The following is a 25,421-nucleotide window of genomic DNA, read 5'->3' as shown; positions in this document are numbered from 1 at the left end:
GCGCAGGCAAAAGACGTGGATCGCCTCAGTTCTTCGCCTTGTCGACCAGCTTGTTCTTGGCGATCCACGGCATCATCGCGCGCAGCTTGGCGCCGACTTCCTCGATCTGGTGGCTGTCATTGTTGCGGCGGATGCCCTTGAAGCGCGCCAGGCCGGCACGATATTCCTGCATCCACTCCGAGGTGAACTTGCCGGTCTGGATGTCCTTCAGAACGCGCTTCATCTCGGCCTTGGTGTCGGCGGTGATGATGCGCGGACCCGAGACATACTCGCCCCATTCGGCGGTGTTCGAGATCGAGTAGTTCATGTTGGCGATGCCGCCCTCATAGATCAGGTCGACGATCAGCTTCACTTCGTGCAGGCACTCGAAATAGGCCATTTCCGGCGCGTAGCCGGCTTCCACCAGCGTCTCGAAGCCGGCGCGGATCAGCTCGACCAGGCCGCCGCACAGCACAACCTGCTCACCGAACAGGTCGGTCTCGCATTCCTCGCGGAAGTTGGTCTCGATGATGCCGGACCGGCCGCCGCCGACCCCGCAGGCATAGGAGAGCGCGAGATCGAGCGCGTTGCCCGAAGGGTCCTGGTTAACGGCGACCAGGCACGGCACGCCGCCGCCCTTCTGGTATTCGCCGCGCACCGTGTGGCCCGGGCCCTTCGGCGCGATCATGACGACGTCAACCGAAGCCTTCGGCTCGATCAGGCCGAAATGCACGTTGAGGCCGTGGGCGAAGGCGATCGCGGCGCCGTCGCGGATGTTCGGGGCGATTTCGTTCTTGTAGATGTCGGCCTGCAATTCATCGGGCGTCGCCATCATCATCAGGTCGGCCCATTTGGCGGCGTCCGCCACGCTCATCACCTTGAGCCCGTCTGCCTCGACCTTCTTGGCGGTCGCCGAGCCGGCTTTCAGGCCGATGGCGATTTCCTTGACGCCGGAATCCTTGAGGTTGAGCGCATGCGCCCGGCCCTGGCTGCCATAGCCGATGATGGCGACCTTCTTGCCCTTGATCAGATTGAGATCGGCGTCGCGATCGTAATAAACACGCATTTTGGTCTTCCTTCCCTTTTGAAGATCAGAGGGCCAGCGGCCCGGTTTTTGCTCCGAAGAGAGCGAGAAACTGTTGCGTCGCGCGGCGGGCATCGCCGCCGATCGTCGCCTCAGTCAATTCCACCTGGTCGCCAAGCAGCAGACGGATCTGCACGTCGCGGCCGACCAGGCCGAAAAAGGTCCGGAACGCCGTCTCGGCGTCCTCGAAATCGAGCAGCCCGGCTTGACGCCCTGCTTCAAGCACCGGCTTCAGCCGCCTGGCCAGCGCGAAGCGGCCATTCTGCAGCACAATGGCGCCGAGGTCATCCTTGCCGGAGCCGGCATGGCCGACCGCCACGCGGTTGAGCGCGATCGACGTATCGCTGGAGATCACCTTGAGCCAGTCAGAGGCGAAGCGTTGGAGGCTTGCCGTCAGTGACGCGAGGTCGAGACTCTTGCGATCGACCGGCGCCACGCGCACCTTGGAGGCCTGCCACTGCACCGTAGCGTTGAGCAGTCCGTCGCGGTCGCCGAACCATTTGTAGAGCGTTTCCTTGGAACAGCTGGCCCGCCGCGCCACCGCGGTCATGGTGACGTTGTCGCCCTCTTCCACCAGCAGGCGGAGCGCCGCGTCCAGAACGGCCTGCTGACGCTCCGTCAGCGTTTCGCTTGTGTCGATATCGGCGCCTGCCTGCAGCACGGTCTTTCCCGGTTTTCCGATAGCCCAGAGGCGTACCGTACGTTACGGTTCGGCTTATTGCGCATTCCTGTTTCCGATGCAAGGGGCTGCCGCGAAAAATGACCGGCGGAGCAGCGAGCCTCGCCAGCTAGTCGCTGGCCGGCGGATCGCGCAGCCGTCCGAGCAGGCTGGCCAAGGTCTTCAGGTCCTGGGCTGAAAGCCTGCCGTCCATTCGATCGGCGATGCAAGCGCCATAGACCGCCCAGATGCGGCGGCGCATCTCCCGGCCGCTTGCCGTGATGCGAACGGTCTGCCCGCGGCCATCGTCGGAGACGGGCAGCTTTTCGACCAGGCCATCCGCCTCCAGCCGGGCCAGCAGTCGTGAGACGCCGTACTGCGCCAGCAGCACGCGATCGATCAGCTCGAACGGCCTTAGCCCGCCCTCGCCCGCCTCGGCGAGTTCGTGCAGCACGTCATACCAGGCGAGCGGCGGCAGGCCGTTTGCCTTCAGCGCGTCCTCGGTCCTCTCGACCAGTTGGCGCGAGACCCGCACGAGGCGCGCCCAGGCTGCAATGGCTTCCGGCGATGGCGACGTCTTCGTCATCGGCGCAGCCTAGTCGATAGATGCAACTGCATCAAGCTTGACGATCGATGCATTTGCATCCATATAGATGCAATTGCATCAACAAGGAACTTTCTGATGAAACATGAAATCTGCAAGATCGCCGACATCCCGCAGGCCGGCAGCCTGATCGCGCACTTCTTCGGTCGCGAGGTCCATGTCTGGCGCAGCGGCGAACGCATCCGCGCCGCGGCCAATGTCTGCCTGCATTTCGGCGGACCGCTGGACTGCAAGGACGGCACGCTTGTCTGCCAATGGCACGGCGCGAAATTCGACATGGAAAGCGGCGAGCGTCTCGAAGGACCGGCGCCGAAAGGCTCGCGCCTGATGTTCCTGTCGACCCGCGTCGACGATGGCGCGCTCAACTATGTCTGGGGAGAGTGAGATGACCGAAAGGCTCACCCTCGTCAGCCATCACCTCTGCCCCTACGTCCAGCGCGCCGCGATTGCGCTCGCCGAGAAAGGCGTGCCGCTCGAACGGGTCAATGTCGACCTTGCCGACAAGCCGGAATGGTTCAGAGCCATATCGCCGCTCGGCAAGGTGCCTCTGCTCCGCGTGCGGCACGGCCACTCGGAGGAGGTGATTTTCGAATCCGCCGTCATCCTCGAATTCCTCGAGGAGACCGAAGCCAATCCGTTGCACCCTGCCGATCCGCTGGCGCGAGCCAGGCATCGCGCCTGGATCGAATTCGGCTCGGCCATCCTCAATGCCATAGGCCGCTTCTATTCCGCCGCCGACGAAGCTGCGTTCCTCCACGAAAGCAGAGGCTTGTTCGAGATGTTCGCTCGTGTTGAGGCCGAACTGCCGGCAACGCAAAGCGGCCCGTGGTTCGCCGGCGAGCGCTTCTCGCTGGTCGATGCCGTTTACGGGCCGATCTTCCGCTACTTCGACACCTTCGACCGCATCGGCGATTTCGGCATTCTCGACGGCAAGCCGCTCGTCCAGGCCTGGCGCGCGGCCTTGAGCAGGCGGCAATCGGTCAAGGAGGCGGTCGGCGCGGACTATCCGCGGCGGTTGCATGCCTTTCTGCAGGCAAAGGGATCCTATTTATCCGGGATCATCAGGCGGCAGGCCACTGAAACTCCGCAAGCCCGATCCGCCTGAACGGGTCGATGACCGTTCCGGCGACCATGGCGGCGAGGAATTGCGGCCCCGGCGGGATACACGCCAGCGCCGCCACCATGCGGTCGCGGACAAAGGGCAAAGCTGCGGAGTCCGACTGGTAGAACGGCGTCAGCGACAGTGACAATGCCTGGAACACGCGCACATGCCAACGGCGTGCGCTGGCATAAGTCGCCAGCGCGTCGTCGAGGCTGTCCGCCCGCGCAAGCGCATGGCTGAGCGCGGCGGCGTCGAGCAGCGCCATGTTCGCGCCTTGCCCGAGTTGCGGGCTGGTCGAATGCGCGGCGTCGCCGATAACCGCAAGCCGCCGGCCTGCCGGCAGTCTCATCGTGTGATGGCCGTAACGGGCGAGCGAGAGCTGCTCGAAACTGTCGATCTGGCTGGTGAAAACCTCGCATTCCGGCCAGACGGAAATCACTCTCGCCTTCCATGCTTCGAGCCCCTCGGCCTTCACTCGTTCGGCGTCGGCCGGCTTGAGGCTCCAGAAGAAGGCCGCCATGTCTTGCGCGCCAGGCTCCGGCCGGCCGATCGGCAGCACGCCGACCATGATGCTTGCCTTGTCGTAGCGCTGCAGCAGCGCGCTTCTGTCAAAGCCGCCCCGCCAGCCGAGCGACGCCCAGAACGCGCCATAGGCGAGCGGTCGCGGCATGGCGGCATCGCCGAGATAGTGCCGCAGTTTCGAGCGCGCGCCGCTGGCATCGACAATGAGGTCGAACGGCCCGAGCCGCTTGCCGTTGGCGCAGACCAGCGTCGCGCGCTCGGTCGTCTCCGGTGTCTCGACCTCGACATTGGTCTCGATGGCGATCGCTTCGCGCAAGGCGGCGCGATGGAGCACGCCGAACAGCGCCGCCCGATGCACCGCGAGGCCGAAGCGACGGCCGCGCCGCGCGTCGTAGCGGACTTCGAGCACCGTGCGCCCGGTCTGGGCGTCGGTGCCGTGCAGCCGCTCGATACGGCTGCCGAGCGAAAGAATGTCATCGAGCAGGCCGAGATCGGCGAGGACTGTCAGCCCGGTCGGCTGCAGGATGAGGCCGGAGCCGACAGGCTTCGGCGCGTCGAAGCGCTCGAAGATGGTGACCTTGTGCCCCGCCCGCGTGAGATAGAGCGCCGCGGCCAATCCGGCCGGCCCGGCGCCGGCAATCGCGATGTCGTAGGATCTGCTCATTGCCCGCCCAAGCCAAGCCGGCCGGACAATCTCCCAACACATCAGTCAAATCAAGCTGGCGCTTTGACGCCTGTCAGGCTTCAGCCGCGTCGAAAGCGGCACGTGCCTCGCGCACGGCGTCATGGTTGAGCTCGGCCCACTGGACCAGCATCTGCAGGGGCGCAAACATCGAGCGCCCGAGATCGGTCAGGCTGTATTCGACGCTCGGCGGCTTGGTCGGGAAAACTTCACGGTGCACATAGCCGTCGCGCTGCAGGTCGTAGAGCGTTTGCGTCAGCATGCGTTGCGAAATGTCGGGAACCAGCCGGCGCAGCTCACCGAAGCGGTAGGGCCTCTCTGCCAGCGCCATGACCAGCAGCGAGCTCCATTTGCCGCTGATGCCCTGGATCACGTCGCGGACCGGACAGTCGGCGAAATTGCCGCCGTTGGTCATCGCCTTATAGACCTCGAGCTTGGCTTTCAGATTGAAGATCTTGCTGTCCATTGCGATATCCGCCGATCGAAACTGAAGCATGTCTCCCGAAAGCGGGAACCGGGTTTCGGGTTAAGAACATGCGTAAGATCAAAACCTAGAGCGCGTGGAGCAAATCTGAAAGATCGCGACGCGCTTTAGGCCGGCAATGGTGGTTCCCTCGCCGTGCCTACCTCCCGAAAAACTGCCTTCTTTACGGCCCGAGGTCAATTCCTATTTTAGTGCTGGTCTCTTTTTGAGACTACCACTTGATCCGCCTTCGACGCAATTTTTCAGGACCCTCCCCATGACCGAAACCCTTCTCGTCACCGGCGCTTCCGGCCAGCTCGGCCGAGCCGTCATCAATCACTTGCTGGAGGCGCAGAAAATTGCGCCCTCGAGCATCATCGCCGCCACCCGCAACCCCGAGAACCTCGCCGACCTTGCAGCGCGCGGCATCGCCGTCAGGGCCGCCGACTTCAACGACAGCGCCTCGCTGGAGAAGGCGTTCGCTGGCGCCGACCGGGTGCTGATCATCTCGACTGGCGACCTCGATCTGAAGACTGGCCGCCGCCTGAAGCAGCATGAGACGGCCGTGGCCGCGGCCAAGGCGGCAGGCGTTTCGCATCTGCTCTACACCTCGATGCCCAATCCCGAGCCGGGCTCGCCCGTGCTCTTTGCCGGCGATCACTACGGCACCGAGCAGGCGATCAAGGCGAGCGGCATCTCCTACACCATCTTCCGCAACGGCTGGTATCAGGAGAACCTGTTCATGTCGCTGCCGCACGCCATTTCGTCGGGCAAGTGGTACACATCGGCCGCCGAAGGGCGCATCGCGCATGGCGCGCGCGACGATATGGCGGCCGCCATTGCCGCCGGCCTCGCATCCGGCTCCAAGGAAAGCCACATCTACACGCTGACCGGCCCTCAGGCCTATACGGTGGGCGAGATCGCCGCTCTGGTAAGCGAGGTGACCGGCAAGCCGCTGGAAGTCATCCAACTGCCGGACGAGGCGCTTACCGAAGGGGTGAAAGCAGCCGGCGTTCCAGAGGATTTCGCCCGCATCATCGTCTCCTTCGACGCCAACACCCGCGCCGGACGCATTGCGGAGGTGACCGATGCCGTCGAAAAACTCTCGGGCCGCACGCCCCGGACGCTGAAGCAGTTCCTAGAAGCGAACAAGGCTACCCTGCTCGGCTGAAGCCAGGCGCGCCTGAGAAGGCCCTCAGGCGCGCTTCACTTCGACTTCTTGAGCAATCCAAGCCGGACAAGGCTCTCAGCGGTCGCGACAAGCGCGTCTTCGCGTGATCGCGGCGTCCAGCCAAGCAAGCGCATGGCCTTGGCGCTCGTCGCGTTCCTGGCTTTGCCCAATTCCGTCACGATCTGAGCCGCCTGCCCGTCGAACAGCCCGGCGATCCGGACAAGCCAGTCCGGCAGCTCTCTTGTGGTAACCCGCGACGCCGCATTGCCGAGCCGCGCTTTCAGCGTCCGCGCGATCTCCAGCATCGTCATGAAATCGCCGCTGATGGCCAGGAACCGCTCGCCTTTGGCCGCAGGATTGGTCATGGCGCGCAGATGCAGGTCGGCGACGTCGCGCGCATCGACCACGCCGAAGACCATGCGGGGCAGTCCGGGCATCTCGCCATCCATCAGGCGCCTGATGAAATCGGTCGACGTCGAATGATCCGGCCCCAGGACCGGCCCGAAGATGCCGACCGGATTGACCACCGCCAGTCCCAGTGCGCCGCATTGGGTGGCAATAAAATCCCACGCCGCCCGCTCGGCGAGCGTCTTCGACTTCACATAGGCGCCGACCTTTTCCGAAAGGTTGGTCCAGTTCTCCTCCGTGAACGGACGTCCGACGACCGATGACTGGCCATAACCGACAGCGGCAAAGGACGAGGTGAGCACCACCCGTTCGACCCCGGCATCGCGTGCGGCCCACAGCACGCGCAACGCCCCTTCCCTGGCCGGGACGATCAGGTCGTCCTCATGCTTCGGCACGCCGGGCGGAAAAGGCGAAGCGACATGAAGGACGTACCGGCATCCGGCGACCGCCTCAGACCAGCCTTTGTCGCTCATGAGATCGGAATGGGCGAAGGAAAGCGCGTCGCCCGGCTCGGCGCCGCCGACCTCCAGCATCGCAAGAACATGGGTTTCGCGCCTGGCCGAGCGCACCGTGGTGCGCACGCGGTAGCCAGCGTTCAGAAGCGCTACGATGCAATGAGCGCCGAGAAAGCCGGATCCGCCGGTCACAAGCACCAACTCGCCGCTCATGCCCGCCTCCCTTCGGCACTGTTCCGACCGATGCGGCGCAGTCTGTCAGATGGCGACCTGCGTGCCAATCTCCACGACGCGTCCGGTCGGGATCTGGAAATACTCCGTCGCGTCCGCCGCCGTCTTGGCCAGGCCGATGAACAGCCGGTCCTGCCAGATCGGCATGCCGGAATTGGGTGAAGCCTTCAGCGAGCGCCGCGACAGGAAGAAGGACGTCGTCATGATGTCGAACTTCCAGCCCTGCTTGCGGCAGATGGCCAGCGCGCGCGGAATGTTGGGCTGCTCCATATAGCCGAAGGTCAGCGTCACGCGCATGAACAGTTCGTTGACCGTCTCCAGCTTGACCCGCTCGCTGTCGGGCACGATCGGTTGCGGCGCGGTCACCACCGACAGGATGACGTTTTTCTCGTGCAGCACCTTGTAGTGTTTCAGGCTGTGCATCAGCGCCGTCGGCGCGCTGAGCGGATCGCTGGTCAGGAACACGGCGGTGCCTGAGACCAGCTGTGGCTTCTTCTTCAGCAGGTTCGCCGCCAGGAAATCGAGCGGGATCTCGTTGCGGCGCGTCTTGTCGAATAGGTAGCGGCTGCCCCGCACCCAGGTCCACATGCCGAGGATGATGGCGAAGGCAACAGCGAGCGAGGCCCAGCCGCCCTCGAACACCTTGACGATGTTGGAGGCAAAGAAGCCAACGTCAATAAGCGCGAACAATGCCGTCAGCGCAACTGCCGGCCAGATGTTCCATTTCCAGATCCGAGTCATGACGACGAAGAGCAGCGTCGTCGTCACCAACATGTTCCCGGTCACCGAGATGCCGTAGGCCGAAGCCAGCTTGCTGGACTCCCCGAAACCGACCACCAACAGCATCACCACCAACGCCAGCAGCATGTTGACGCGCGGCATGTAAACCTGCCCGGATTGCTTTTCCGAAGTGTGCAGGATTTCGAGCCGAGGCAGCATGTTGAGCTGCACCGCCTGCCTGGTCAGAGAATAGGCGCCGGAGATCACAGCCTGGCTGGCAATAACAGTTGCCGCCGTCGCCAGCACCACCATCGGGATGAGCGCCCAGCCCTCGTTCATCTCGAAGAACGGATGGCCGACCGTGCCGCCCTTGGCGAGCACATAGGCGCCCTGCCCGGCATAGTTCAAAAGCAGGCAGGGAAACACAATCGCCAGCCATGCCAGCACGATCGGCTTGCGGCCGAAGTGACCAAGATCGGCGTAGAGCGCCTCGGCTCCGGTGACGGCCAGGAACACGGCGCCGATAGTGACAAAAGACACATCGGGTGAATTGATCAGGAAAGCCACGATGTAATGCGGGCTGATGGCCCACAGGATTTCCGGATCGTCGATGATGTGGTTGAGACCGGACAGGCCGATGGCCAGAAACCAGATTGCAGTCACCGGACCGAATACCAGACCGACGCCCCCAGTACCGAACCTCTGCACGGCAAAGACCACGGCGAGAATGACCAGCGTCAACGGAACGACGTAAGGCTGGAAGGCCGGCGTCACGACATTCATGCCTTCGACCGCCGATAGCACCGAGATGGCTGGCGTGATGACCGCATCGCCGAAGAACAGCGAGGCGCCGACGATGCCTATGGCCAGGATAATCGCGGAACGTGTAGCGAAACTGCTGCGCGCCAGCGCCATCAGCGACAGCACGCCGCCCTCGCCGCGGTTGTCGGCGCGCAGCACGAACATGATGTATTTCACCGTCACCGTTATGGTCAGCGACCAGATGATCAGCGACAGCACGCCCAGGATGTCGGCGCGGTTCGCGACATCACCGCCGGAAGAGGCGTGCAGCGCCTCGCGGAACGCATAGATCGGGCTCGTGCCGATATCGCCATAGACCACGCCGAGCGCGCCCAGCATCAGCACCTTGGTGCTATGCTGCTCAATCTCAGCGTGACTCGACTGGTCGGCGGGTTCTGCGTCTGCACCACCATTGGCGAGGGCCATGGACGACACTCCGATAAAACGCGCGGTGCTCTACGCTTGCTGCAGTGCAATATCAAGTGCCCTTGCGTGAGGGCTCCCATGCCGCCGGCGCACGGCTTTTGGTCTACGGACCGGCCCGCGTTTGTTCATCCGGCGCAAGCCGCTCTCGTTCAGATGGCCACTTGCGTGCCGATCTCGACCACTCGCCCGGTCGGGATCTGGAAATACTCAGTGGCATCCGCCGCCGAGCGCGCCAGGCTGATGAACAGCCGGTCCTGCCAGACCGGCATGCCGGAATTGGGTGAGGCCTTCAGCGAGCGCCGCGACAGGAAGAACGACGTCGTCATAATGTCGAACTTCCAGCCCTGCTTGCGGCAGATGGCCAAGGCGCGCGGAATGTTGGGCTGCTCCATGTAGCCGAAGGTCAGCGTCACGCGCATGAACAGCTCGTTGACCGTCTCCATCTTCACGCGCTCGCTGTCCGGCACCACCGGCTGCGGCGCCGTCACCACCGACAGGATGACGTTCTTCTCGTGCAGCACCTTGTAGTGTTTCAGGCTGTGCATCAGCGCGGTCGGCGCGCTTAAGGGATCGCTGGTCAGGAACACGGCCGTGCCCGAGACGAGCTGCGGCTTCTTCTTCAGGAGATTCGACGCCAGGAAGTCGAGTGGGATCTCGTTGCGGCGCGTCTTGTCGAACAGGTAGCGGGTACCGCGGATCCAGGTCCACATAATCAGCCCCATCAGACAGGCGACAGTGATCGAGACCCAGCCGCCCTCGACGATTTTGACGACATTGGCCGAGAAGAAACCGAGATCGATGACGCCGAAGAGCACCACCAGGGCCAGTGCGGTCGCAACCTGCCATTTCCACAGCCAGCGCATCACCACGAACAAAAGGATAGTCGTCATCAGCATCTCGCCGGTCACCGAAATGCCGTAGGCCGACGCAAGCGCGCTCGAGCTGCCGAAGCCGACGACCAGAAGCATCACGCCAAGCGCGACCAGAAGGTTGACCCTCGGCATATAGATCTGGCCGCTCTGCATCTCGGACGTGTGCTGCACTTCGATGCGCGGCAGAAGGTTGAGCTGCACCGCCTGCCTAGTCAGCGAGAAGGCGCCGGAAATGACGGCCTGGCTGGCGATGACCGTGGCCGCTGTCGCTAGGCCCACCATCGGCATTAGCGCCCATTCGGGCAGCATCTGGAAGAACGGGTTGGTCGGCTTGCCGCCATGCGAGAGCACGAAGGCGCCCTGGCCGAAATAGTTGAGCAGCAGGCAGGGAAACACGATCGCGAACCAGGCCATCACGATCGGCTTGCGGCCGAAATGGCCGAGGTCGACATAGAGAGCCTCCGCGCCGGTCACCGCCAGGAAGACCGCGCCGACGGTAACGAAGGCTCCGGTCGGCGTCGTGGCCAGGTAGTAGATCGCATAATATGGATTGATCGCCAAGAAAACCGACGGGTCATCGACGATGTGGTAGACGCCGGCCGCGCCGATCGCCACGAACCATGTCGCCGTCACGGGCCCGAACACCGCCGCCACCTTGCCCGTGCCGAAGCGCTGCACGGCGAAAAGCACCGCCAGAATGACCAGCGTGATCGGAACCACGAAGGCATCGAGCGCAGGCGTGACGACTTCCAGGCCTTCGACCGCCGACAGTACCGAGATCGCCGGGGTGATGATTGAATCGCCGAAGAACAGCGCCGCGCCGCAAATGCCGATCACCAGGATGAGCCTGGAGCCCGGGGGATAGGCGCTGCGCGCCAACGCCATCAGTGACAGCGTGCCGCCCTCGCCCTTGTTGTCGGCCCTGAGCACGAAGGCGACATACTTGACCGTGACGATGATCGTCAGCGCCCAGACGATCAGCGACAGCACGCCGAGTACGTCATTGCGGGCAACCGAACTCGAAGACGCGTGCAGCGCCTCGCGAAAGGCGTAGATCGGGCTCGTGCCGATGTCGCCATAGACGACGCCCAGCGCGCCAAGCATGAGCACCTTAGTGCTGTGCTGCCGCTCGGTTTCGGCATGGCCCGAGCGTTCGAGGGATTCCGTTTCGCTGGCGTTGGCTAGCACCATGAACCCCACTTTACCGAATTCGTCACGCTCCGAGGCCACCGCGACGCGCGCGACACACCAAGACTGCCGAAACTACCCAAAGTCCCCTACCATCCGCAGGCCTTCAAGAACCGCCCGACCGTGCCGTCCATGCCATACTCCAGCGCATCGGCTGTCAACCCATGTCCGATCGATACTTCGGCCAATGCCGGGATGCGTTTGGCCAATGGCGGTAAGTTCTCCACGGTCAGATCGTGTCCGGCATTGACGCCGAGCCCGGCCTTGAATGCGGCGTCGGCGGTTTTTCCCAGCCTTTCCAGTTCTTTCGCCGCTTTTGCCGAATCGGAATGGAAACCTCCATAGGGACCGGTATAGAGCTCGATGCGATCGGCGCCGGTATCGCGTGCCGCATTCACGCCCGCAGGGTCCGCGTCGGAAAACAGCGACACCCTGAATCCGCTTTTCTTCAACCGCTTGACGATCGGAGTGAGGAACGCCGCTTGGGCGACGAAGTTCCAGCCATGGTCGGAGGTTGCCTGCGCCGGGTCGTCCGGCACCAGCGTCACCTGCTCGGGCTGGTTCTTTTCGACCAGTGCCAGGAAATCCTCCGTCGGATAGCCCTCGATGTTGAACTCCGCCGTTGGGAATTCGTCGTCGATCAGCGCCCTGATCTCCGGCAGGTCGGAATGCCTTGTGTGCCGCTCGTCGGGCCTGGGATGCACCGTCAACCCATGCGCGCCGGCGGCAAGGGCAATGCGGCCAAGTCCGATGACGCTCGGCCACGGCAGGTCGCGGCGGTTGCGCAGCATGGCGACGGCGTTGAGATTGACCGAAAGCTTGGCGGGCATGAGCTGGGGTCCAGTGGATCGGCGGGCATCTATAGCGCCTTTGACGGGAACAGATAGGGGGTTTCGCGTGTTCCAGGGGACAGTTGGAGGCTAAAGTGAGGATTTGCAGTGAATTTCCTTGAAGCCGTGCCGGCTATTCGCCGCATCGAGACCAACCGCGACGCGCTTTTCGCCATCGACGTCGTCGGCGATGTCTCGCCGGCCGATGCGGAAAACCTGTTCGGCCTGCTGGAAGCCGCCTACGCGCTGCATCCGAGGATCGACGTGCTGATCAGGCTGACCGACGAGGAAAGCGTCGACTGGGCCAATATCAAGCAGGACACGCTTCGACAGGGCGTGGCCGACGCGATGGAACATGTCGTGCGCTGCGCCGTCATAGGCGAGCCGAGTTGGGCCTCCCTCGTCGCCGGCGTGTTCCCCAAAACGCTGCCTTTCGAAGTCAGGCGCTTCGATGTCGACGATGAGGAAGCCGCCTGGCAGTGGCTTGGCGCAAGGCCGACCTGATGGCCAAAAACCTCAGCGAACGATTGTCAACCGCTCGGCGGCGCGGGTGATCGCCGTATAGAGCCAGCGCTGGCGGGTCTCCTTGAAGGCCCAGCTCTCGTCGAACAGCACGACGTCGTTCCACTGCGAGCCCTGCGCCTTGTGCACGGTCAGCGCATAGCCATAGTCGAAATCGTCGAAACGCTTCTTCTGCTGCCACGGGATTTCCGCGTCGGGATCCTCGAACGCCGCCTTGAGCAGCTTGATCTTGGCGACGCCGCGGTCGGGATCGTCCTCCTCCGGCGAAACCAGAAGGTTGATGCCGGGCTTCACCGTCTCGCGCGAGGAGGTCATCACCTTCCACAGCGAGCCGTTGAGCAGCCCCTTGGCCGGATCGTTGCGCAGGCAGACCAGCTTGTCGCCGGCTTGCGGGAAATCGGCGTTGAACCCCTTCAGCTCGCGCAGCCTTTGATTGTAGCGACGGCGCGTGCGGTTGGTGCCGACCAGCACCTGGTCCGCCTTGAGCACGAGGTCCTGGTTGACCGCTTCCCTGCCGATCACCTGCGCCGTGCCGTAGTCGCCATGCATGAATTCCCGGCCCTCGCGCACGTCGAGCGCCAGCCGGATGATCGGGTTGTCGCGCGCCTGGCGGTGGATTTCGGTCAAGAGCACATCCGGTTCATGCTCAGTGAAGAAGCCGCCGCCCGAGATCGGCGGCAGCTGCGCCGGATCGCCAAGCACCAGGATCGGCGTGCCGAAGCTCTGCAGGTCGCGGCCGAGCTGCTCGTCGACCATCGAGCATTCGTCGATGACGACGAGCTTGGCGCGCGAAATCGGGCTTTGCCGGTTGAGCGAGAAGGTCGGCGACATCGAGGTCTTGCCGGTCACCTCGTCCTCGACCGATTCCTCACCCTTCGGTCTATAGATCAGCGAATGGATGGTGCGGGCGTTGGTCGCCCCCTTGGAGCGCAGCACCTGCGCCGCCTTGCCGGTGAAGGCGGCGAACTGCACCTGGCCGTCGACATGCTCGGCAAAATAGCGCGCCAGCGTCGTCTTGCCGGTGCCGGCATAGCCGAACAGCCGAAAGACCTGCGGCCGGCCCTCTTTGAGCCAGCGCCCGACCGCCTTCAGAGCCTCGTCCTGTTGGGGAGAAAATTCCATCAGTGCGACAGACCGGATTCGCAAGCGAAAGACAAGATTGGCCGCAATACCGACCGTTGTCGGCGACAAAGCGGCCACCTTCGATAGCCCAGGCTATCAGCCAGAAATAGGAACGTAAAGAGAACAAAGACGATCTACGGGCTAGCGCCCGGATCATTCTCCAGCAGGATCGGCTTGCCGTGTGGCGTTGCGTGCGCGGCGCGTTCCCAGGCGGCGGCAAGCGCATCGACATCATTCTTGCCGGCAACGCCCTTGACCGCCAGAAGCTTCTCCAGCGCCGCCAGCCAGTGCTCGTAATAGTCGTGGCCGTCGCTCGCCGCGCCAGGCTTCTTCACTTCGGCGGACAGCGCCTCCGCCCATTCGCTCCACGAAAACAGGCCTTTGCCGTGCAGCGCAACGGTCAGGGCGAAGGCTTCGGCCTGCCACGGCTCGGCGAAGACCGGCTCGTCGAAGCCCGCCGGCAAGGCGCCTTCATGCCGGCTCAAGATAGCTCTCCCAGGCATCGATCGAGATGCTGAGCGTCGGATCGGCGCCCTCGCCCCAGATTTCGGCCCCGTCGAACACCACGGTATAGACCCATTGCGGGTTCTCGCCCTTGCCATGCGCATTGCTGTCCGGAAAGACGAAGCCGCCGCGAACGGCCTCGATCCTCCCGGCCTTGTCGCGCGCGTAGCGCGGCAGGCGCGTATGTCCGGTCGGGTTGAAATTCTTCGTCCGCACACGATCGCCTGCTTGGAACCATGCCGGCATGGCGACGGGCCGGTCGCACGGCCCGCCCTTGGCGAGCACGGCCGGGACGTCCGCTGCCTTGAGCGCCCTTTTCGGCGTCGCGGCCGGATCGAGCGCCTTGCCGGCGGCAAGGTCGCGCTCGGTGACGAAGCCATGGCGCTTCAGCAGCGTTTCCAGCGCCTTGATCCAGATCTGGTAGTAGCTCGACGAATAGTAGTCGGCGGGATGCAGCGATTCCCGGGCATGCCGGCTTTCATCGATGTTCCAGGCACCCATGGAGCCGGCGGTGAGCGTCACGCCCAACGCCCGTCTTTCCCATGCCGCGTGAAAATAAGGCTCGTCCTTCTCGGGTGCGACCGGCCCGAAGCCCATCTGTCCGCCGAGATCCTGCGGCCCGTTCATGCCGGCTCCGCTTCCGGCTCTTTGGCCAGCGCCGTGCCGATCATCGCGTCGCGGCTGACCAGCTCGGCGAGCTGCTCCTCGCTCCAGCCTTCCGTTCCGCGGGGTCGCATCGGCACCACCAGATAGCGAAGCTCGGCGGTCGAATCCCACACGCGGATCTTCTTGTCCTTGGGCAGCGTCAGCCCGAATTCCTCCAGCACGCCGCGTGGATCGATCACCGCCCGCGAGCGGTAAGGCGGCGCCTTGTACCAGACCGGCGGCAGGCCGAGCACCGACCACGGATAGCAGGAGCACAGCGTGCAGACGACGAGATTGTGCGTCTCCTCGGTGTTGAACACGGCCTGCATGTGCTCGCCCTGGCGGCCGGTATAGGAGAGCGATTCGATCGCGGCGGTCGCGTCGAGCTTTAGCCATTCGGCGTAAGCCGGATCGTTCCAGGCCTTCGCCACCACCCGCGCGCCATTGCGCGGACCGATCTTGGTCTCATAGGTATCGACGATGACGTCGATGGCCGCCGGATCGATCAGGCCTTTCTGGGTCAGGATCGTCTCCAGCGCGCGCACGCGCGCCGCGAACGGATCGAGCTCGTTGTCGTGGTCATGATCGTGGGTCATGACGCAAGACTAGGATCGGCCGCCGTTGGCCGCAAGCGCGACGCCTTGGGCCAGTGGAACTGGAGCGAAACTGAGGCTTCCCTCCAGGTTTGTCTTCTGAGGCATGATCTTGTCCGAAAAGTCTGCAACTTTTCGGGATCATGCTCCTACTCGGCCGCCACCTTCTTTGGTTCCGACTCGCCGTCGAACAGCGAGCCCTGCTCGCCGCCTTCCACCACATGCAGCGCCGGCTGGTTCCTTCTCGACGAAAAGCTGAGCAGCCAGCCCGAGAAGTTCTCGAAATAGACGTAGATCACCGGCGTGACGAACAGCGTCAGCGCCTGCGAGGCGAGCAGGCCGCCTACCACCGCGATGCCGAGCGGCTGGCGCAATTCGGCGCTGGCGCCGGTGCCGAGCGCGATCGGGAAGGTGCCCATCAGCGCGGCCAGCGTCGTCATCATGATCGGCCGGAAACGCATCAGGCAGGCCTTATGGATGGACTCCTTCGCCGACATGCCCTGTCGCCTCAGCTCCAGCGCGACGTCGACCATCATGATGCCGTTCTTCTTGACGATGCCGATCAGCATCAGGATGCCGATCACCGCGATGACCGAAAGGTCCATGCCGGCGAAGCGCAGCGCCACCACCGCGCCAAGCACCGCTGACGGCAGGCCGGTGAGGATGGTGAGCGGATGGATGAAGCTCTCATAGAGCATGCCGAGCACGATATAGATCGTGAGAATCGCGCCGCCGATCAGCAGGCCCTGGTTGGCCAGCGAATCCTGGAAGGTCTTGGCGGTGCCGGCAAAGCTCGTCGAGATCGCCGTCGGCATGCCGATCTGCTCCTTGAGCTGGTCGATGCGGGTCACCGTGTCGCCGAGCGACACGCCCTGCGGCAGGTTGTAGGAGATCGTCACCGCCGGCAGCTGTCCGAGCTGGTTGATCGTCAGGGCGCCGGCCGTGCGGTCGACGCGGGCGAAGGCGCCCAGCGGCACCAGAGTCCCGCTCGACGTCCGCATCTGGATGGCCAGCATGTGTTCCGGCGACCATTCGATCTTGGGGTCGAGCTCGGTGATGACCTCATAGCTGTCGGCCGAACCGAAGATCGTCGAGACCTGGTCGGTACCGAAGCCGCCATAAAGCGCCGAGCGCAGCGTGTCGGTGTCGATGCCGAGCTGGGCGGCCTTGTCGCGGTCGATCACGAGCGATGCCTGCAAGGCATTGTTCTGCAGGTCGCTGGTGACGTCGGTGAACATGGTGTGGTCCGCGGCCATGGCATCATTAAGCTTTTGTGCCCAGACGTCGGTCTGCTTGGTATCGAGCCCCTGAACCACGAGTTGGTAGGCGCTGGCGGACGACCGCGAGCCGAGCCGCAGGTTCTGCACCGGCTGCATGTAGGTCTCGATGCCCGCCACGCCGGCCAGCTGGCGTCTCAGATCCGCAAGCACCTTCTCGATGTTGGGGCGCTGGTCCTTGCCCTTGAGCTGGACGAAAAGCTGGCCCTGGTTGAGCGCGTTGTTGCCGCTGCCGGCCGACCAGGCCACATGGTCGACATAGGGCGACTTCGAGAACACGCTGGCCACCTGCCCCTGCAGCTTCGCCATGGCGTCGAACGAGATGTCCTGGCGCGCCATGGTGGTGACCGATATCTGGCCGATATCTTCCTGCGGGAAGAAGCCCTTCGGCGAAACCTGGATCACCCACACCGACGCCGCGGCAGTGGTGATGAAGACCAGGAAAATCAGGAAGGTGTGGCGCAGGCAGAAGCTCAAGAGCCAGTCATAGGCACGGGTGACGATGTCATGCCTGCCGGCGCTATGCGCCTCGCGATCCGCCTTCGTCACCGACAACAGCCGCGAGCAAAGCATCGGCGTCAGCGTCAGCGAGACGAACATCGAGGCCAGGATGGCGACGGTCACCACGACGGCGAATTCGTTGAAGATGCGGCCGATGACGCCGCCCATCAAAAGCACCGGAATGAACACCGCCACCAGCGAGATCGAGATCGAGATGATGGTGAAGCCGATCTCGCGCGCGCCCTTCAGCGAGGCGTCGAAGGCCGACAGCCCGTCCTCTTCCATGTGGCGGAAGATGTTTTCGAGCATGACGATGGCGTCGTCGACGACGAGGCCGACGGCCAAGGTCAGTCCCATCAGCGAGATGTTGTCGATGGAAAAGCCGAACAGGAACATCGCGCCAAGCGTGGCGATCAGCGAGATCGGCACCGCCACCGCCGGGATGATCGTCGCCGTCACCCGGCGCAGGAAGACGAAGATCACCATCACGACGAGCGCGATGGTCAGGAGCAGCGTGAACTGAACGTCGTCGACGGCCTGGCGGATCGAGGTCGAGCGGTCGTTGAGCAGCTTGATCTGGGCGGCGGCCGGCATCTGGTCCTGGAAGGACGGCAGCATCGCCTTGACCTTGTCGACGACATCGACGGTGTTGGCATCGGGCTGGCGCTGCACCGCCATGATGATCGCGCGGGTGCCGTCATACCAGCTCGCCGTCGTCGTGGTCTGCACGGAATCGACGACGCGGGTCACCTCGCCCAGCCGCACCGGATGGCCGTTCTTCGTGGCGATGATGAGGTTGGAGAAACCGGCGGCACTGGTCAGCTGCGTGTTGGCGGTGATCGTCAACTGCTGCTTGTTGTTCTGCAGCACGCCGAGCGGCGTGTTGCTGTTGGCCGAGGCGATCGCCGCCTGCAGCTGATCGATCGAGATGCCGCGCGCGGCAAGCGCGGACGGATCGATCTGGATGCGCACCGCGTATTTCTGCTGGCCGAAGATCGACACCTGGGCCACGCCGTCGATGGTCGACAGCGAAGGCGAGATGACGTTTTCCGCGAAGGCGTCGAGATCGGTCAGCGGGACCGTGCCGCTGACCAGCGACATCAGAAGGATCGGCGCGTCGGCCGGATTGACCTTGCGATAGCTCGGCGGCGAGGTCATTTCCGGCGGCAGCGATCTTTGCGTTCGCGCGATTGCCGCCTGCACGTCGGCGGCGGCGGCATCGATGTCGCGGTTCAGCACGAACTGGATGGCGATCGAGGTCTGGCCGAGCGAATTGGTGGTCGAGATCGAATCGATGCCGGCGATCGTCGCGAATTGCTTGATCAGCGGCGTCGCCACCGATGTCGCCATCGTCTCCGGCGACGCGCCGGGCAGGCTGGCCGAAACATTGACCACCGGAAACTCGGCGCTCGGCAGCGCCGCCACCGGCAGGAACTTGTAGGCAAAGATACCGCCCAGAATGAGGGCGAACGACATCAGCAGCGTGGCGACGGGCCTGCGAATGCAGAATTCGGAGATCATTGGGCAGCTCCGCCCGCCTTGTCGGCCTCAGCGACTTTCGGTGACGCCTGGTCACCGGATCCGGCCGCCTTGCCTTCATGTACCGCCGCGCCGTTCTTCAACCGTGTCTGGCCCTCGACGACGACTTTCTCGCCGCTCTTCAGACCATCGCTGATGGCGCTGTTCTGCCCCTCCGTCAGCGCCACCTGCACTGGCCGCATCTCCACCGTGTTGTCCGGCTTGACCACATAGACGAAGGGGCCCTTCTGGCTGGGCTGCACCGCGACCGTCGGCACCGAGGTCATGTGCGGCATCGTGCCGGCATCGAGCACCACATTCACATATTGCCCCGGCCACAGCGAAAGATCCGGGTTGGGTATGCTGGCCCGCGTGGCGATGGTGCCGGAAGCGGTATCGACGCTGGAATCGACGAAGTCGAGCGTGCCCTTGCCGATGGGCGTGGGGTCACCGTCCTTGGTCAGCATCACGTTGCCTTGCTGCGGGTCGGCGAGCGCCTTGTGCAAAAGGGCGAGGTTGCTTTCCGGCAGCGTGAAATTCACCTGCAGCGGGTCCATCTGCGTGATGGTGACCAGCGGCGTCGAACTGCTTGAGCTGCCATTGCTGGTGGTGACGAGATCGCCGACCGACACGTTGACGGCGCCGAGCCGGCCCGAGATCGGCGCCGTGATGGTCGCGTAGCTCAATTGCACGGTATCGGCGTCGATCGTCGCCTTGTCGGCATCGATGGTCGCGGCCGCGGCTTTCTGCGCCGCCAGCGCCTGGTCGTAGGTCTGCTGCGTGCCGGCCTGCTTGGCGACAAGATCCTTGGCACGCTGCAGGTCGGCCTGGGCGCTCACCAGCATCGCCTGGTCCTTGGCGAGCGTCGCCTGATCCTTGGCCAGTTGCGCCTTCAGCGCGCGGTCATCGAGCGAAATGAGCAGATCGCCGGCCTTGACCATCTGCCCGTCCTTGACCGCGATCGACACGATCTGGCTGGAAACACGGGCATTGATGTTGACCACCTCCGGTGACGAGACGAAGCCGATGGCATAGCGCCGGATCGGGAAATCGGCGGTGGTCGCGACGGCGGAGACGATCGAGGCCGAACGTGGACCGCCGCCTTTCGCATTGTCGCCTTTCGCATTGTCCGGGGCGCCGGCCGTCTTGTCGCCGCTCGCCGTCTTGTCGCTCGCGTCAGCCTGCTTGCCCGAAATCAGCTGCTGGACCCTGGCCAGCATTGTGGGGGCCAGCATCGTGGGCGAATAGTAGAGCCCGGCCCCCGCCAGGCAGGCGACCGCAACAACTGCAAAGGCAATTTTTCCGCGCATCGACAATATGCCCTCTGACCCGACACGCCGGACCAGGTGGTCTATCCTAGCCCGATCCACGGCGCCTTGCCGCAATTTTCGCCGAATAGATAGGACAAGGCTTTGGCGGAAAAGGGCCAAAACGCGGCATTACGAAGATTTAATGTGCACTGCACAATGGTTAGGCAGCCGGGTAACAGGGGATCCGACCGGGCTGTCCACCGATCCGAAAGGCCGCCAAGATGGACGACTGCCGGGCCAGAGAAACGATTGAAGGGGTGCGAGCGATGTCTGCCTTGCTCACATCCCCTGCGGGCCGCGGTTCATCGCCGCAACGCCGGTGCGGCAGATCTCGACCAGGCCAAGCGGCTTCATGATGGCGATGAACTGGTCGAGCTTGGAGCCCTTGCCGGTGATCTCGAAGATGAAATGCTCGGTGTTGGCGTCGATGACCGAGGCGCGGAAGGCGTCCGCAAGCCGAAGCGCCTCGACGCGGGCGTCGCCCGTGCCGGCGACCTTGACCAGCGCGAGTTCGCGCTCCAGCGGCCGCTCCTGTCCCAGCTCATGCGAGCGCACGGTCAGGTCCACCACCCGGTGCACCGGCACGATGCGCTCGAGCTGATGCTTGATCTGCTCCATCACATGCGGCGTGCCGCGCGTCACGATGGTGATGCGCGACAGATGCTTCTCGTGCTCGGTCTCGGAAACGGTAAGGCTTTCGATGTTGTAGCCGCGGCCCGAGAAAAGGCCGATGACGCGGGCGAGAACGCCCGGTTCGTTGTCGACCAGCACGGAAAGCGTATGGGTTTCCGGCTTCTCGGTTTCCTTGGCGATTAAATAAGCCGAACCGGTCGGCTGGAGCTGTGCGTTCATGACATGAATCTCTATTTTAGACTTTTGAGCTAATTCTCAGTTTGCGCACGGCTTTCTCGCGACAGCCCCGCCTTTGTGGCTAGTGTTATGGATGGAGCATGATGTTGCCCGAAAACCGCTTCTCACTTTTCGGCATCATGCTCTAAACCAGTTCCCTGCCCTTGGCGTCGATGGCGTTGGCCACTGCCTCGTCGGTCGCCTCGTCCGGCAGAAGCATCTCGTTATGCGCCTTGCCCGAAGGGATCATCGGGAAGCAGTTGGCCAAGGTCGCCACGCGGCAGTCGAACAGAACCGGCTTCTTCACCGAGATCATCTCGCGGATCGCGTCGTCGAGCTCGTCCGGCTTGTCGCAACGAATGCCGTGTCCGCCATAGGCCTCCGCCAGCTTGACGAAGTCCGGCATCGCCTCGGTGTAGGAATGCGACAGCCGGTTGCCGTGTAAGAGCTGCTGCCACTGGCGCACCATGCCCATATACTGGTTGTTCAGGATGAAGATCTTGATCGGCGCCTCATACTGCACCGCCGAGCTCATCTCCTGCATGGTCATCTGCACCGAGGCGTCGCCCGCGATGTCGATGACCAGTGCATCCGGATGCGCGATCTGCACGCCGAGCGCGGCCGGCAGGCCGTAGCCCATTGTGCCCAGGCCGCCCGACGTCATCCAGCGGTTCGGCTTGTCGAAATGATAATGCTGCGCCGCCCACATCTGGTGCTGGCCGACCTCGGTGGTGATGTAGGTGTCCATGTCCTTGGTCAGCGCATAGAGCCGCTGGATCGCATATTGCGGCATGATGACGTCGCTGTTCATCTTGTAGGCCAGCGAATCCCGCGCGCGCCATTTCGCGATCTGCTCCCACCACGGATAGAGCGCCTTCTTGTCGGTCTTGGCGGTCGCCCGCCACAGCCGCACCAGATCCTCCAACACACGGCCGACATCGCCGATGATCGGCACGTCAGTGTGGACGTTCTTGTTGATCGAGGACGGATCGATATCGATGTGGATCTTCTTCGAGTTCGGCGAGAACGCGTTCAGTCGGCCGGTGATGCGGTCGTCGAAGCGCGCGCCGATGCAGACCATCACGTCGCAATCATGCATCGCCATATTGGCTTCGTAGGTGCCGTGCATGCCGAGCATGCCGACCCAGTTCTTGCCCGATGCCGGATAGGCGCCGAGCCCCATCAGTGTCGAAGTGATCGGGAAGCCGGTGAGGTCGACCAACTCGCGCAGCAGATGGCTCGCCTCCGGGCCGGAATTGATGACGCCGCCGCCCGAATAGATGATCGGCTTCTTCGCGCCGGCCATCAGCTCGACGGCAGCCTTCACCTTTTCCAGGTCGCCCTGGACTTTCGGCTGGTAGCTGGTGCGCGGCGCCGTCTGCGGCGGCACGTAGATGCCCTTGGCGAACTGCACGTCCTTCGGGATGTCGACCACGACCGGGCCGGGCCGGCCTGTCGTCGCGACATGGAAGGCTTCATGGATGGTGGCGGCTAGATCGTTGACGTCCTTCACCAGCCAGTTGTGCTTGGTGCAGGGCCGCGTGATGCCCACCGTGTCGCATTCCTGGAAGGCGTCGGAGCCGATCAGCGAGGTCGGCACCTGGCCGGTGAGGCAGACCAGCGGGATGGAATCCATCAGCGCGTCCTGCAGCGGCGTCACCGCATTGGTGGCGCCGGGGCCGGACGTCACCAGGAGCACGCCGGCCTTACCGGTCGAGCGCGCATAGCCTTCGGCCGCATGGCCTGCGCCCTGCTCGTGCCGGACCAGGATGTGCTCGACATCGTCTTGTTGAAAAATTTCATCGTAAATCGGAAGGACCGCGCCGCCCGGATAGCCGAAGACGTGCTTGACGCCATTGTCCTTCAGCGCCTGCACCACCATTTCGGCACCCGTCATTTCGCGCCGCTCGTTCTGTCCGTTGCTCATCGGTCTGGTCCCGTACTGTTTCGCCATCTGGCGATTGCTGGTCGTTTAGTTGGATTAGAGGCAATAAAAAAGGCCCCCGAGGGAGCCTGTGTGGTGCGCATGGGAGGTTTTCGCCCGGCGGTTACACCGCCTTGCCCACGCGCCAGCCTACGAGAATGAGTGCCGTTTTCATGGGCGCGGACAATAAGGGCGAAAACGCGGGCTCGTCAATGGGGTCCGGCGCGAATTCACCCGCCTGTGAGAAAAGGCGCTGTTTCGCGCTACCATAGTACAGTTGAGCGCCCGCCGCCGAGGCACCAGTATGTGCCGATGCATGTCGCCCGCAAGGGTGGAGCGGTTTGGAGGCACGACATGCACTATGATGTGACGTTGGCTGCGAGGAGGACGCATGGCTGGCGAACGGGAGCATATCCGCGAGATCGAACAGGTGCTGTCTGGCGCGCGTTCGGTCCGCGACGATATCGTGGTGCAGTCCTGGCTGCGCTGCATCGATACGCATCGGCTCGACCCGGCACGTCCGACGGAAGCCTACATCGTGCCCGATACCCAGTTGCGCGAGCATCGCGAGCAGTCCGAAAGACTGATCGCCATTGCCCGCAGCGGGCTGGAGACATTGTTCAAGCAGGTGGCCGGCCAGAACTACGTCCTGCTGCTGGCCGACGCGAAAGGTGTCACCGTCGACTTCCTCGGCGACCCGCTGTTCATGGACCAGTTGCGCACGGCCGGTCTCTATCTCGGGTCCGAATGGTCCGAAAGCCGCACTGGAACCTGCGGCGTCGGCTCCTGCATCGTCACCGGCGAGGCGATGACAATTCACCAGACCGACCATTTCGATACCACCCACACGCCGCTCTCCTGCACCGCCGCGCCGATCTTCGACACCAAGGGCGAACTGACCGCCGTCCTCGACATATCGCTGTTGCGCTCGCCGCAGCCGAAAGTCAGCCAGAACCTTGCCCTTCACCTGGTGACGGCGTCTGCCCGGCGCATCGAGCTCGCCAATTTGATGGCGCAGATGCATTCGGAATGGGTGCTGCGCTTCTCGCGCTCGCCCGAATTCCTCGATGTCGATCCGGAAGCAGCCATCGCGCTCGATGCCTCGGGCCGCATCCTCGGCACCACGCGCGGCGGGGCGCTGCTTCTGGCGCAGGCCGGAGGCGTCGACTGGAGGCTCTCCTCGCCGATCGGTCAGCCGATCTCGCGTTACCTCGACATGGATATCGATGACTTGCCGAACTTGACGCGCGGGCGCCCGACCGAGGAGCGGCTGGTGTTCGGCCGCAACGGCAGCGCGCTGTTCGCGCATGCCATCGAGCCGCAGCCGTCGAGCGGACGCCGCGCTCCCGCCGAGGCGCTGCCGAAACCGATCGCAGAGCTTTCCGGCGGCGATCCGGCCATGGCGGCCATGCAGGCGCGGGCCGCCAAGCTGGCGCGCACCACCATCCCGATCCTGATCCATGGAGAGACCGGTTCCGGCAAGGAACATCTCGCCCGCGCGCTCCATGACAGCTCCGGGCGTTCCGGCCCGTTCGTGGCCATCAATTGCGCGGCCATTCCCGAACATCTGATCGAGAGCGAGCTGTTCGGGCACGCCGCCGGCGCCTTTACCGGCGCCACGGCCAAGGGACGCAAGGGGCTGATCGAGAGCGCCGACGGCGGCACGCTTTTCCTCGACGAGATCGGCGACATGCCCTACGCGCTGCAATCGCGCCTGCTGCGGGTGATCGCCGAGCGCGAACTGATCCCGGTTGGCGGCACAGCACCTCGGCCTGTCGACATCAAGATCATCTCCGCCTCGCACCATGACTTGCGCCGACTGGTTGCCGAGGGCCGTTTCCGCGAGGATCTGTTCTACCGGCTGAACGCCGCCTCGCTGACACTGCCGGCGCTGCGCGAGCGCACCGATTTCGAATGGCTGCTGGAACGGCTGGTCGGCGAGCGCGCACGCTTGGCCGGGCGGCCGGCAAAACTATCGCCCGCGGCGCGGCTGGCGCTGATCCGTCATGGCTGGCCCGGCAACGTCCGCGAGCTCGTCAACGCCGTGGACCTGGCGGTGGCGCTTTGCGACGATGAGACGATCCAGCCCACGGACCTGCCCGATTTCGCCCCGGTCCGCACGGCGCCCCCGGCGCCTTCCGCCAGCCTGGTCGCGTTGCGCGCCCCCTCGCCCGAGGAAGAACGCGCAGCCCTGCTGGCCGTGCTGGCGGCGACCGGCTGGAACATTTCCGAAGCCGCGCGGCGTCTCGGCGTCGACCGCACCACGGTCCATCGCCGCATGAAGCGCCTGCGGCTGGAGGCGCCGAACTGACATTACAGGGGTGTGGCGCGCCGTAGCGCGTGCAACAGGAAATGCAACAGGCAAGGCGCCGCAAGAGCGTCCTAACAGATTGATTCCGTTTAACAGTCCAGATGAGCGCTACGGTTGGCACGCCGTTTGCTGCTCATGACGCAATCTAG

Annotated in this window: 21 protein-coding genes and 1 pseudogene; 5 read left to right on the top strand and 17 right to left on the bottom strand. The window is 64.0% G+C overall.

Features of this window, described 5'->3' with window-relative positions; all coding sequences use genetic code 11:
- Window positions 1–25: 25 nt before the first annotated feature.
- From ilvC to EJ072_RS26960, 3 genes and pseudogenes are all read right to left on the bottom strand, one after another.
- A pseudogene (gene ilvC / locus EJ072_RS26970) lies at window positions 26–1,063 on the bottom strand (ketol-acid reductoisomerase); the annotation flags it as partial.
- Window positions 1,064–1,070: 7 nt separating this feature from the next.
- Entirely contained in the window at window positions 1,071–1,724 is a 654-nt protein-coding gene (locus EJ072_RS26965; RefSeq protein ID WP_126082081.1) for a TetR/AcrR family transcriptional regulator, read from the bottom strand.
- A 127-nt stretch (window positions 1,725–1,851) separates the two neighbouring features.
- Window positions 1,852–2,307 (bottom strand): MarR family winged helix-turn-helix transcriptional regulator, encoded by a 456-nt coding sequence (locus tag EJ072_RS26960; RefSeq protein WP_126082080.1) that lies wholly within the window; start codon window positions 2,305–2,307, stop codon window positions 1,852–1,854.
- 96 nt (window positions 2,308–2,403) lie between these two features.
- Here EJ072_RS26960 and EJ072_RS26955 point away from each other — a divergent pair, with 96 nt between their 5' ends.
- Window positions 2,404–2,709, top strand: a complete 306-nt coding sequence (locus EJ072_RS26955) for a Rieske (2Fe-2S) protein (protein WP_126082079.1) — start codon at window positions 2,404–2,406, stop codon at window positions 2,707–2,709.
- 1 nt (window position 2,710) lies between these two features.
- The gene (locus EJ072_RS26950) at window positions 2,711–3,430 is read left to right on the top strand and encodes a glutathione S-transferase family protein (protein WP_189343103.1); all 720 of its coding nucleotides are present in this window, start codon (window positions 2,711–2,713) and stop codon (window positions 3,428–3,430) included.
- Here the strand turns inward: EJ072_RS26950 and EJ072_RS26945 are convergent.
- Together EJ072_RS26945 and EJ072_RS26940 are read right to left on the bottom strand one after the other, a co-directional pair.
- The gene (locus EJ072_RS26945) at window positions 3,387–4,613 is read right to left on the bottom strand and encodes an NAD(P)/FAD-dependent oxidoreductase (protein ID WP_189343102.1); all 1,227 of its coding nucleotides are present in this window, start codon (window positions 4,611–4,613) and stop codon (window positions 3,387–3,389) included. The two genes, EJ072_RS26950 and EJ072_RS26945, sit on opposite strands and share 44 nt — an antisense overlap.
- Window positions 4,614–4,686: 73 nt before the next feature.
- Window positions 4,687–5,097 carry a helix-turn-helix domain-containing protein gene (locus tag EJ072_RS26940; RefSeq protein ID WP_126082076.1) on the bottom strand — a complete coding sequence of 137 codons (411 nt, stop codon included), beginning with the start codon at window positions 5,095–5,097 and terminating at the stop codon, window positions 4,687–4,689.
- A 274-nt stretch (window positions 5,098–5,371) separates the two neighbouring features.
- Between EJ072_RS26940 and EJ072_RS26935 the strand changes: the two genes are divergently transcribed.
- Entirely contained in the window at window positions 5,372–6,265 is an 894-nt protein-coding gene (locus EJ072_RS26935; RefSeq protein WP_126082075.1) for an SDR family oxidoreductase, read from the top strand.
- A gap of 35 nt (window positions 6,266–6,300) precedes the next feature.
- Here EJ072_RS26935 and EJ072_RS26930 read toward each other — a convergent pair whose 3' ends face one another.
- From EJ072_RS26930 to EJ072_RS26915, 4 genes are all read right to left on the bottom strand, one after another.
- Window positions 6,301–7,341, bottom strand: a complete 1,041-nt coding sequence (locus EJ072_RS26930; protein ID WP_126082074.1) for an aldehyde reductase — start codon at window positions 7,339–7,341, stop codon at window positions 6,301–6,303.
- A 45-nt stretch (window positions 7,342–7,386) separates the two neighbouring features.
- Window positions 7,387–9,306 carry a potassium transporter Kup gene (locus EJ072_RS26925; RefSeq protein ID WP_126082073.1) on the bottom strand — a complete coding sequence of 640 codons (1,920 nt, stop codon included), beginning with the start codon at window positions 9,304–9,306 and terminating at the stop codon, window positions 7,387–7,389.
- A gap of 149 nt (window positions 9,307–9,455) precedes the next feature.
- Window positions 9,456–11,369, bottom strand: coding sequence for a potassium transporter Kup (locus tag EJ072_RS26920; RefSeq protein WP_126082072.1), 1,914 nt, complete (start codon window positions 11,367–11,369; stop codon window positions 9,456–9,458).
- 86 nt (window positions 11,370–11,455) lie between these two features.
- Window positions 11,456–12,196, bottom strand: coding sequence for a pyridoxine 5'-phosphate synthase (locus tag EJ072_RS26915; RefSeq protein ID WP_126082071.1), 741 nt, complete (start codon window positions 12,194–12,196; stop codon window positions 11,456–11,458).
- A gap of 108 nt (window positions 12,197–12,304) precedes the next feature.
- Here EJ072_RS26915 and EJ072_RS26910 point away from each other — a divergent pair, with 108 nt between their 5' ends.
- Window positions 12,305–12,700: an STAS/SEC14 domain-containing protein gene (locus EJ072_RS26910; protein WP_126082070.1), complete on the top strand. Its 396-nt coding sequence runs from the start codon at window positions 12,305–12,307 to the stop codon at window positions 12,698–12,700.
- A 12-nt stretch (window positions 12,701–12,712) separates the two neighbouring features.
- Here the strand turns inward: EJ072_RS26910 and EJ072_RS26905 are convergent, their stop codons facing one another.
- The 8 genes from EJ072_RS26905 to EJ072_RS26870 form a co-directional block, all read right to left on the bottom strand.
- Complete coding sequence (locus tag EJ072_RS26905) at window positions 12,713–13,840, bottom strand: ATP-dependent RecD-like DNA helicase (protein ID WP_126082069.1); 1,128 nt, start codon at window positions 13,838–13,840, stop codon at window positions 12,713–12,715.
- Between the two features lie 134 nt (window positions 13,841–13,974).
- The gene (locus EJ072_RS26900; protein WP_126082068.1) at window positions 13,975–14,325 is read right to left on the bottom strand and encodes a nitrile hydratase accessory protein; all 351 of its coding nucleotides are present in this window, start codon (window positions 14,323–14,325) and stop codon (window positions 13,975–13,977) included.
- On the bottom strand, window positions 14,312–14,971 hold the full coding sequence (gene nthB, locus EJ072_RS26895) for a nitrile hydratase subunit beta (RefSeq protein ID WP_126082067.1): 660 nt from the start codon (window positions 14,969–14,971) through the stop codon (window positions 14,312–14,314). Before nthB ends, EJ072_RS26900 begins: the two co-directional genes overlap by 14 nt.
- Window positions 14,968–15,585 carry a nitrile hydratase subunit alpha gene (nthA, locus tag EJ072_RS26890; RefSeq protein WP_126082066.1) on the bottom strand — a complete coding sequence of 206 codons (618 nt, stop codon included), beginning with the start codon at window positions 15,583–15,585 and terminating at the stop codon, window positions 14,968–14,970. Before nthA ends, nthB begins: the two co-directional genes overlap by 4 nt.
- Window positions 15,586–15,731: 146 nt before the next feature.
- Window positions 15,732–18,881: an efflux RND transporter permease subunit gene (locus EJ072_RS26885; protein ID WP_126082065.1), complete on the bottom strand. Its 3,150-nt coding sequence runs from the start codon at window positions 18,879–18,881 to the stop codon at window positions 15,732–15,734.
- On the bottom strand, window positions 18,878–20,188 hold the full coding sequence (locus EJ072_RS26880) for an efflux RND transporter periplasmic adaptor subunit (RefSeq protein WP_126082064.1): 1,311 nt from the start codon (window positions 20,186–20,188) through the stop codon (window positions 18,878–18,880). The genes EJ072_RS26885 and EJ072_RS26880 overlap by 4 nt, the downstream gene beginning before the upstream one ends.
- Window positions 20,189–20,467: 279 nt before the next feature.
- On the bottom strand, window positions 20,468–21,040 hold the full coding sequence (gene ilvN, locus EJ072_RS26875) for an acetolactate synthase small subunit (RefSeq protein ID WP_126082063.1): 573 nt from the start codon (window positions 21,038–21,040) through the stop codon (window positions 20,468–20,470).
- 142 nt (window positions 21,041–21,182) lie between these two features.
- The gene (locus tag EJ072_RS26870; RefSeq protein WP_126082062.1) at window positions 21,183–22,964 is read right to left on the bottom strand and encodes an acetolactate synthase 3 large subunit; all 1,782 of its coding nucleotides are present in this window, start codon (window positions 22,962–22,964) and stop codon (window positions 21,183–21,185) included.
- 388 nt (window positions 22,965–23,352) lie between these two features.
- Here EJ072_RS26870 and EJ072_RS26865 point away from each other — a divergent pair, with 388 nt between their 5' ends.
- Window positions 23,353–25,272, top strand: a complete 1,920-nt coding sequence (locus EJ072_RS26865; RefSeq protein WP_126082061.1) for a sigma-54-dependent Fis family transcriptional regulator — start codon at window positions 23,353–23,355, stop codon at window positions 25,270–25,272.
- The last annotated feature ends 149 nt before the right edge of the window (window positions 25,273–25,421 follow it).

It is taken from the genome of Mesorhizobium sp. M2A.F.Ca.ET.046.03.2.1, from assembly GCF_003952425.1.
Lineage (GTDB): Bacteria > Pseudomonadota > Alphaproteobacteria > Rhizobiales > Rhizobiaceae > Mesorhizobium.
Note: the sequence above shows the minus strand (reverse complement) of the source record. Positions and strands in the feature narration are given on the sequence as shown.

Excerpts from the sequence above, each read along its gene's own strand:
- EJ072_RS26960 (WP_126082080.1), bottom strand. The coding sequence starts at position 2,307 with ATGACGAAGACGTCGCCATCGCCGGAAGCCATTGCAGCCTGGGCGCGC.
- EJ072_RS26955 (WP_126082079.1), top strand. The coding sequence starts at position 2,404 with ATGAAACATGAAATCTGCAAGATCGCCGACATCCCGCAGGCCGGCAGC.
- EJ072_RS26950 (WP_189343103.1), top strand. The coding sequence starts at position 2,711 with ATGACCGAAAGGCTCACCCTCGTCAGCCATCACCTCTGCCCCTACGTC.
- EJ072_RS26945 (WP_189343102.1), bottom strand. The coding sequence starts at position 4,613 with ATGAGCAGATCCTACGACATCGCGATTGCCGGCGCCGGGCCGGCCGGA.
- EJ072_RS26940 (WP_126082076.1), bottom strand. The coding sequence starts at position 5,097 with ATGGACAGCAAGATCTTCAATCTGAAAGCCAAGCTCGAGGTCTATAAG.
- EJ072_RS26935 (WP_126082075.1), top strand. The coding sequence starts at position 5,372 with ATGACCGAAACCCTTCTCGTCACCGGCGCTTCCGGCCAGCTCGGCCGA.
- EJ072_RS26930 (WP_126082074.1), bottom strand. The coding sequence starts at position 7,341 with ATGAGCGGCGAGTTGGTGCTTGTGACCGGCGGATCCGGCTTTCTCGGC.
- EJ072_RS26925 (WP_126082073.1), bottom strand. The coding sequence starts at position 9,306 with ATGGCCCTCGCCAATGGTGGTGCAGACGCAGAACCCGCCGACCAGTCG.
- EJ072_RS26920 (WP_126082072.1), bottom strand. The coding sequence starts at position 11,369 with ATGGTGCTAGCCAACGCCAGCGAAACGGAATCCCTCGAACGCTCGGGC.
- EJ072_RS26915 (WP_126082071.1), bottom strand. The coding sequence starts at position 12,196 with ATGCCCGCCAAGCTTTCGGTCAATCTCAACGCCGTCGCCATGCTGCGC.
- EJ072_RS26905 (WP_126082069.1), bottom strand. The coding sequence starts at position 13,840 with ATGGAATTTTCTCCCCAACAGGACGAGGCTCTGAAGGCGGTCGGGCGC.
- nthB (WP_126082067.1), bottom strand. The coding sequence starts at position 14,971 with ATGAACGGGCCGCAGGATCTCGGCGGACAGATGGGCTTCGGGCCGGTC.
- nthA (WP_126082066.1), bottom strand. The coding sequence starts at position 15,585 with ATGACCCACGATCATGACCACGACAACGAGCTCGATCCGTTCGCGGCG.
- EJ072_RS26885 (WP_126082065.1), bottom strand. The coding sequence starts at position 18,881 with ATGATCTCCGAATTCTGCATTCGCAGGCCCGTCGCCACGCTGCTGATG.
- EJ072_RS26880 (WP_126082064.1), bottom strand. The coding sequence starts at position 20,188 with ATGCGCGGAAAAATTGCCTTTGCAGTTGTTGCGGTCGCCTGCCTGGCG.
- ilvN (WP_126082063.1), bottom strand. The coding sequence starts at position 21,040 with ATGAACGCACAGCTCCAGCCGACCGGTTCGGCTTATTTAATCGCCAAG.
- EJ072_RS26870 (WP_126082062.1), bottom strand. The coding sequence starts at position 22,964 with ATGAGCAACGGACAGAACGAGCGGCGCGAAATGACGGGTGCCGAAATG.
- EJ072_RS26865 (WP_126082061.1), top strand. The coding sequence starts at position 23,353 with ATGGCTGGCGAACGGGAGCATATCCGCGAGATCGAACAGGTGCTGTCT.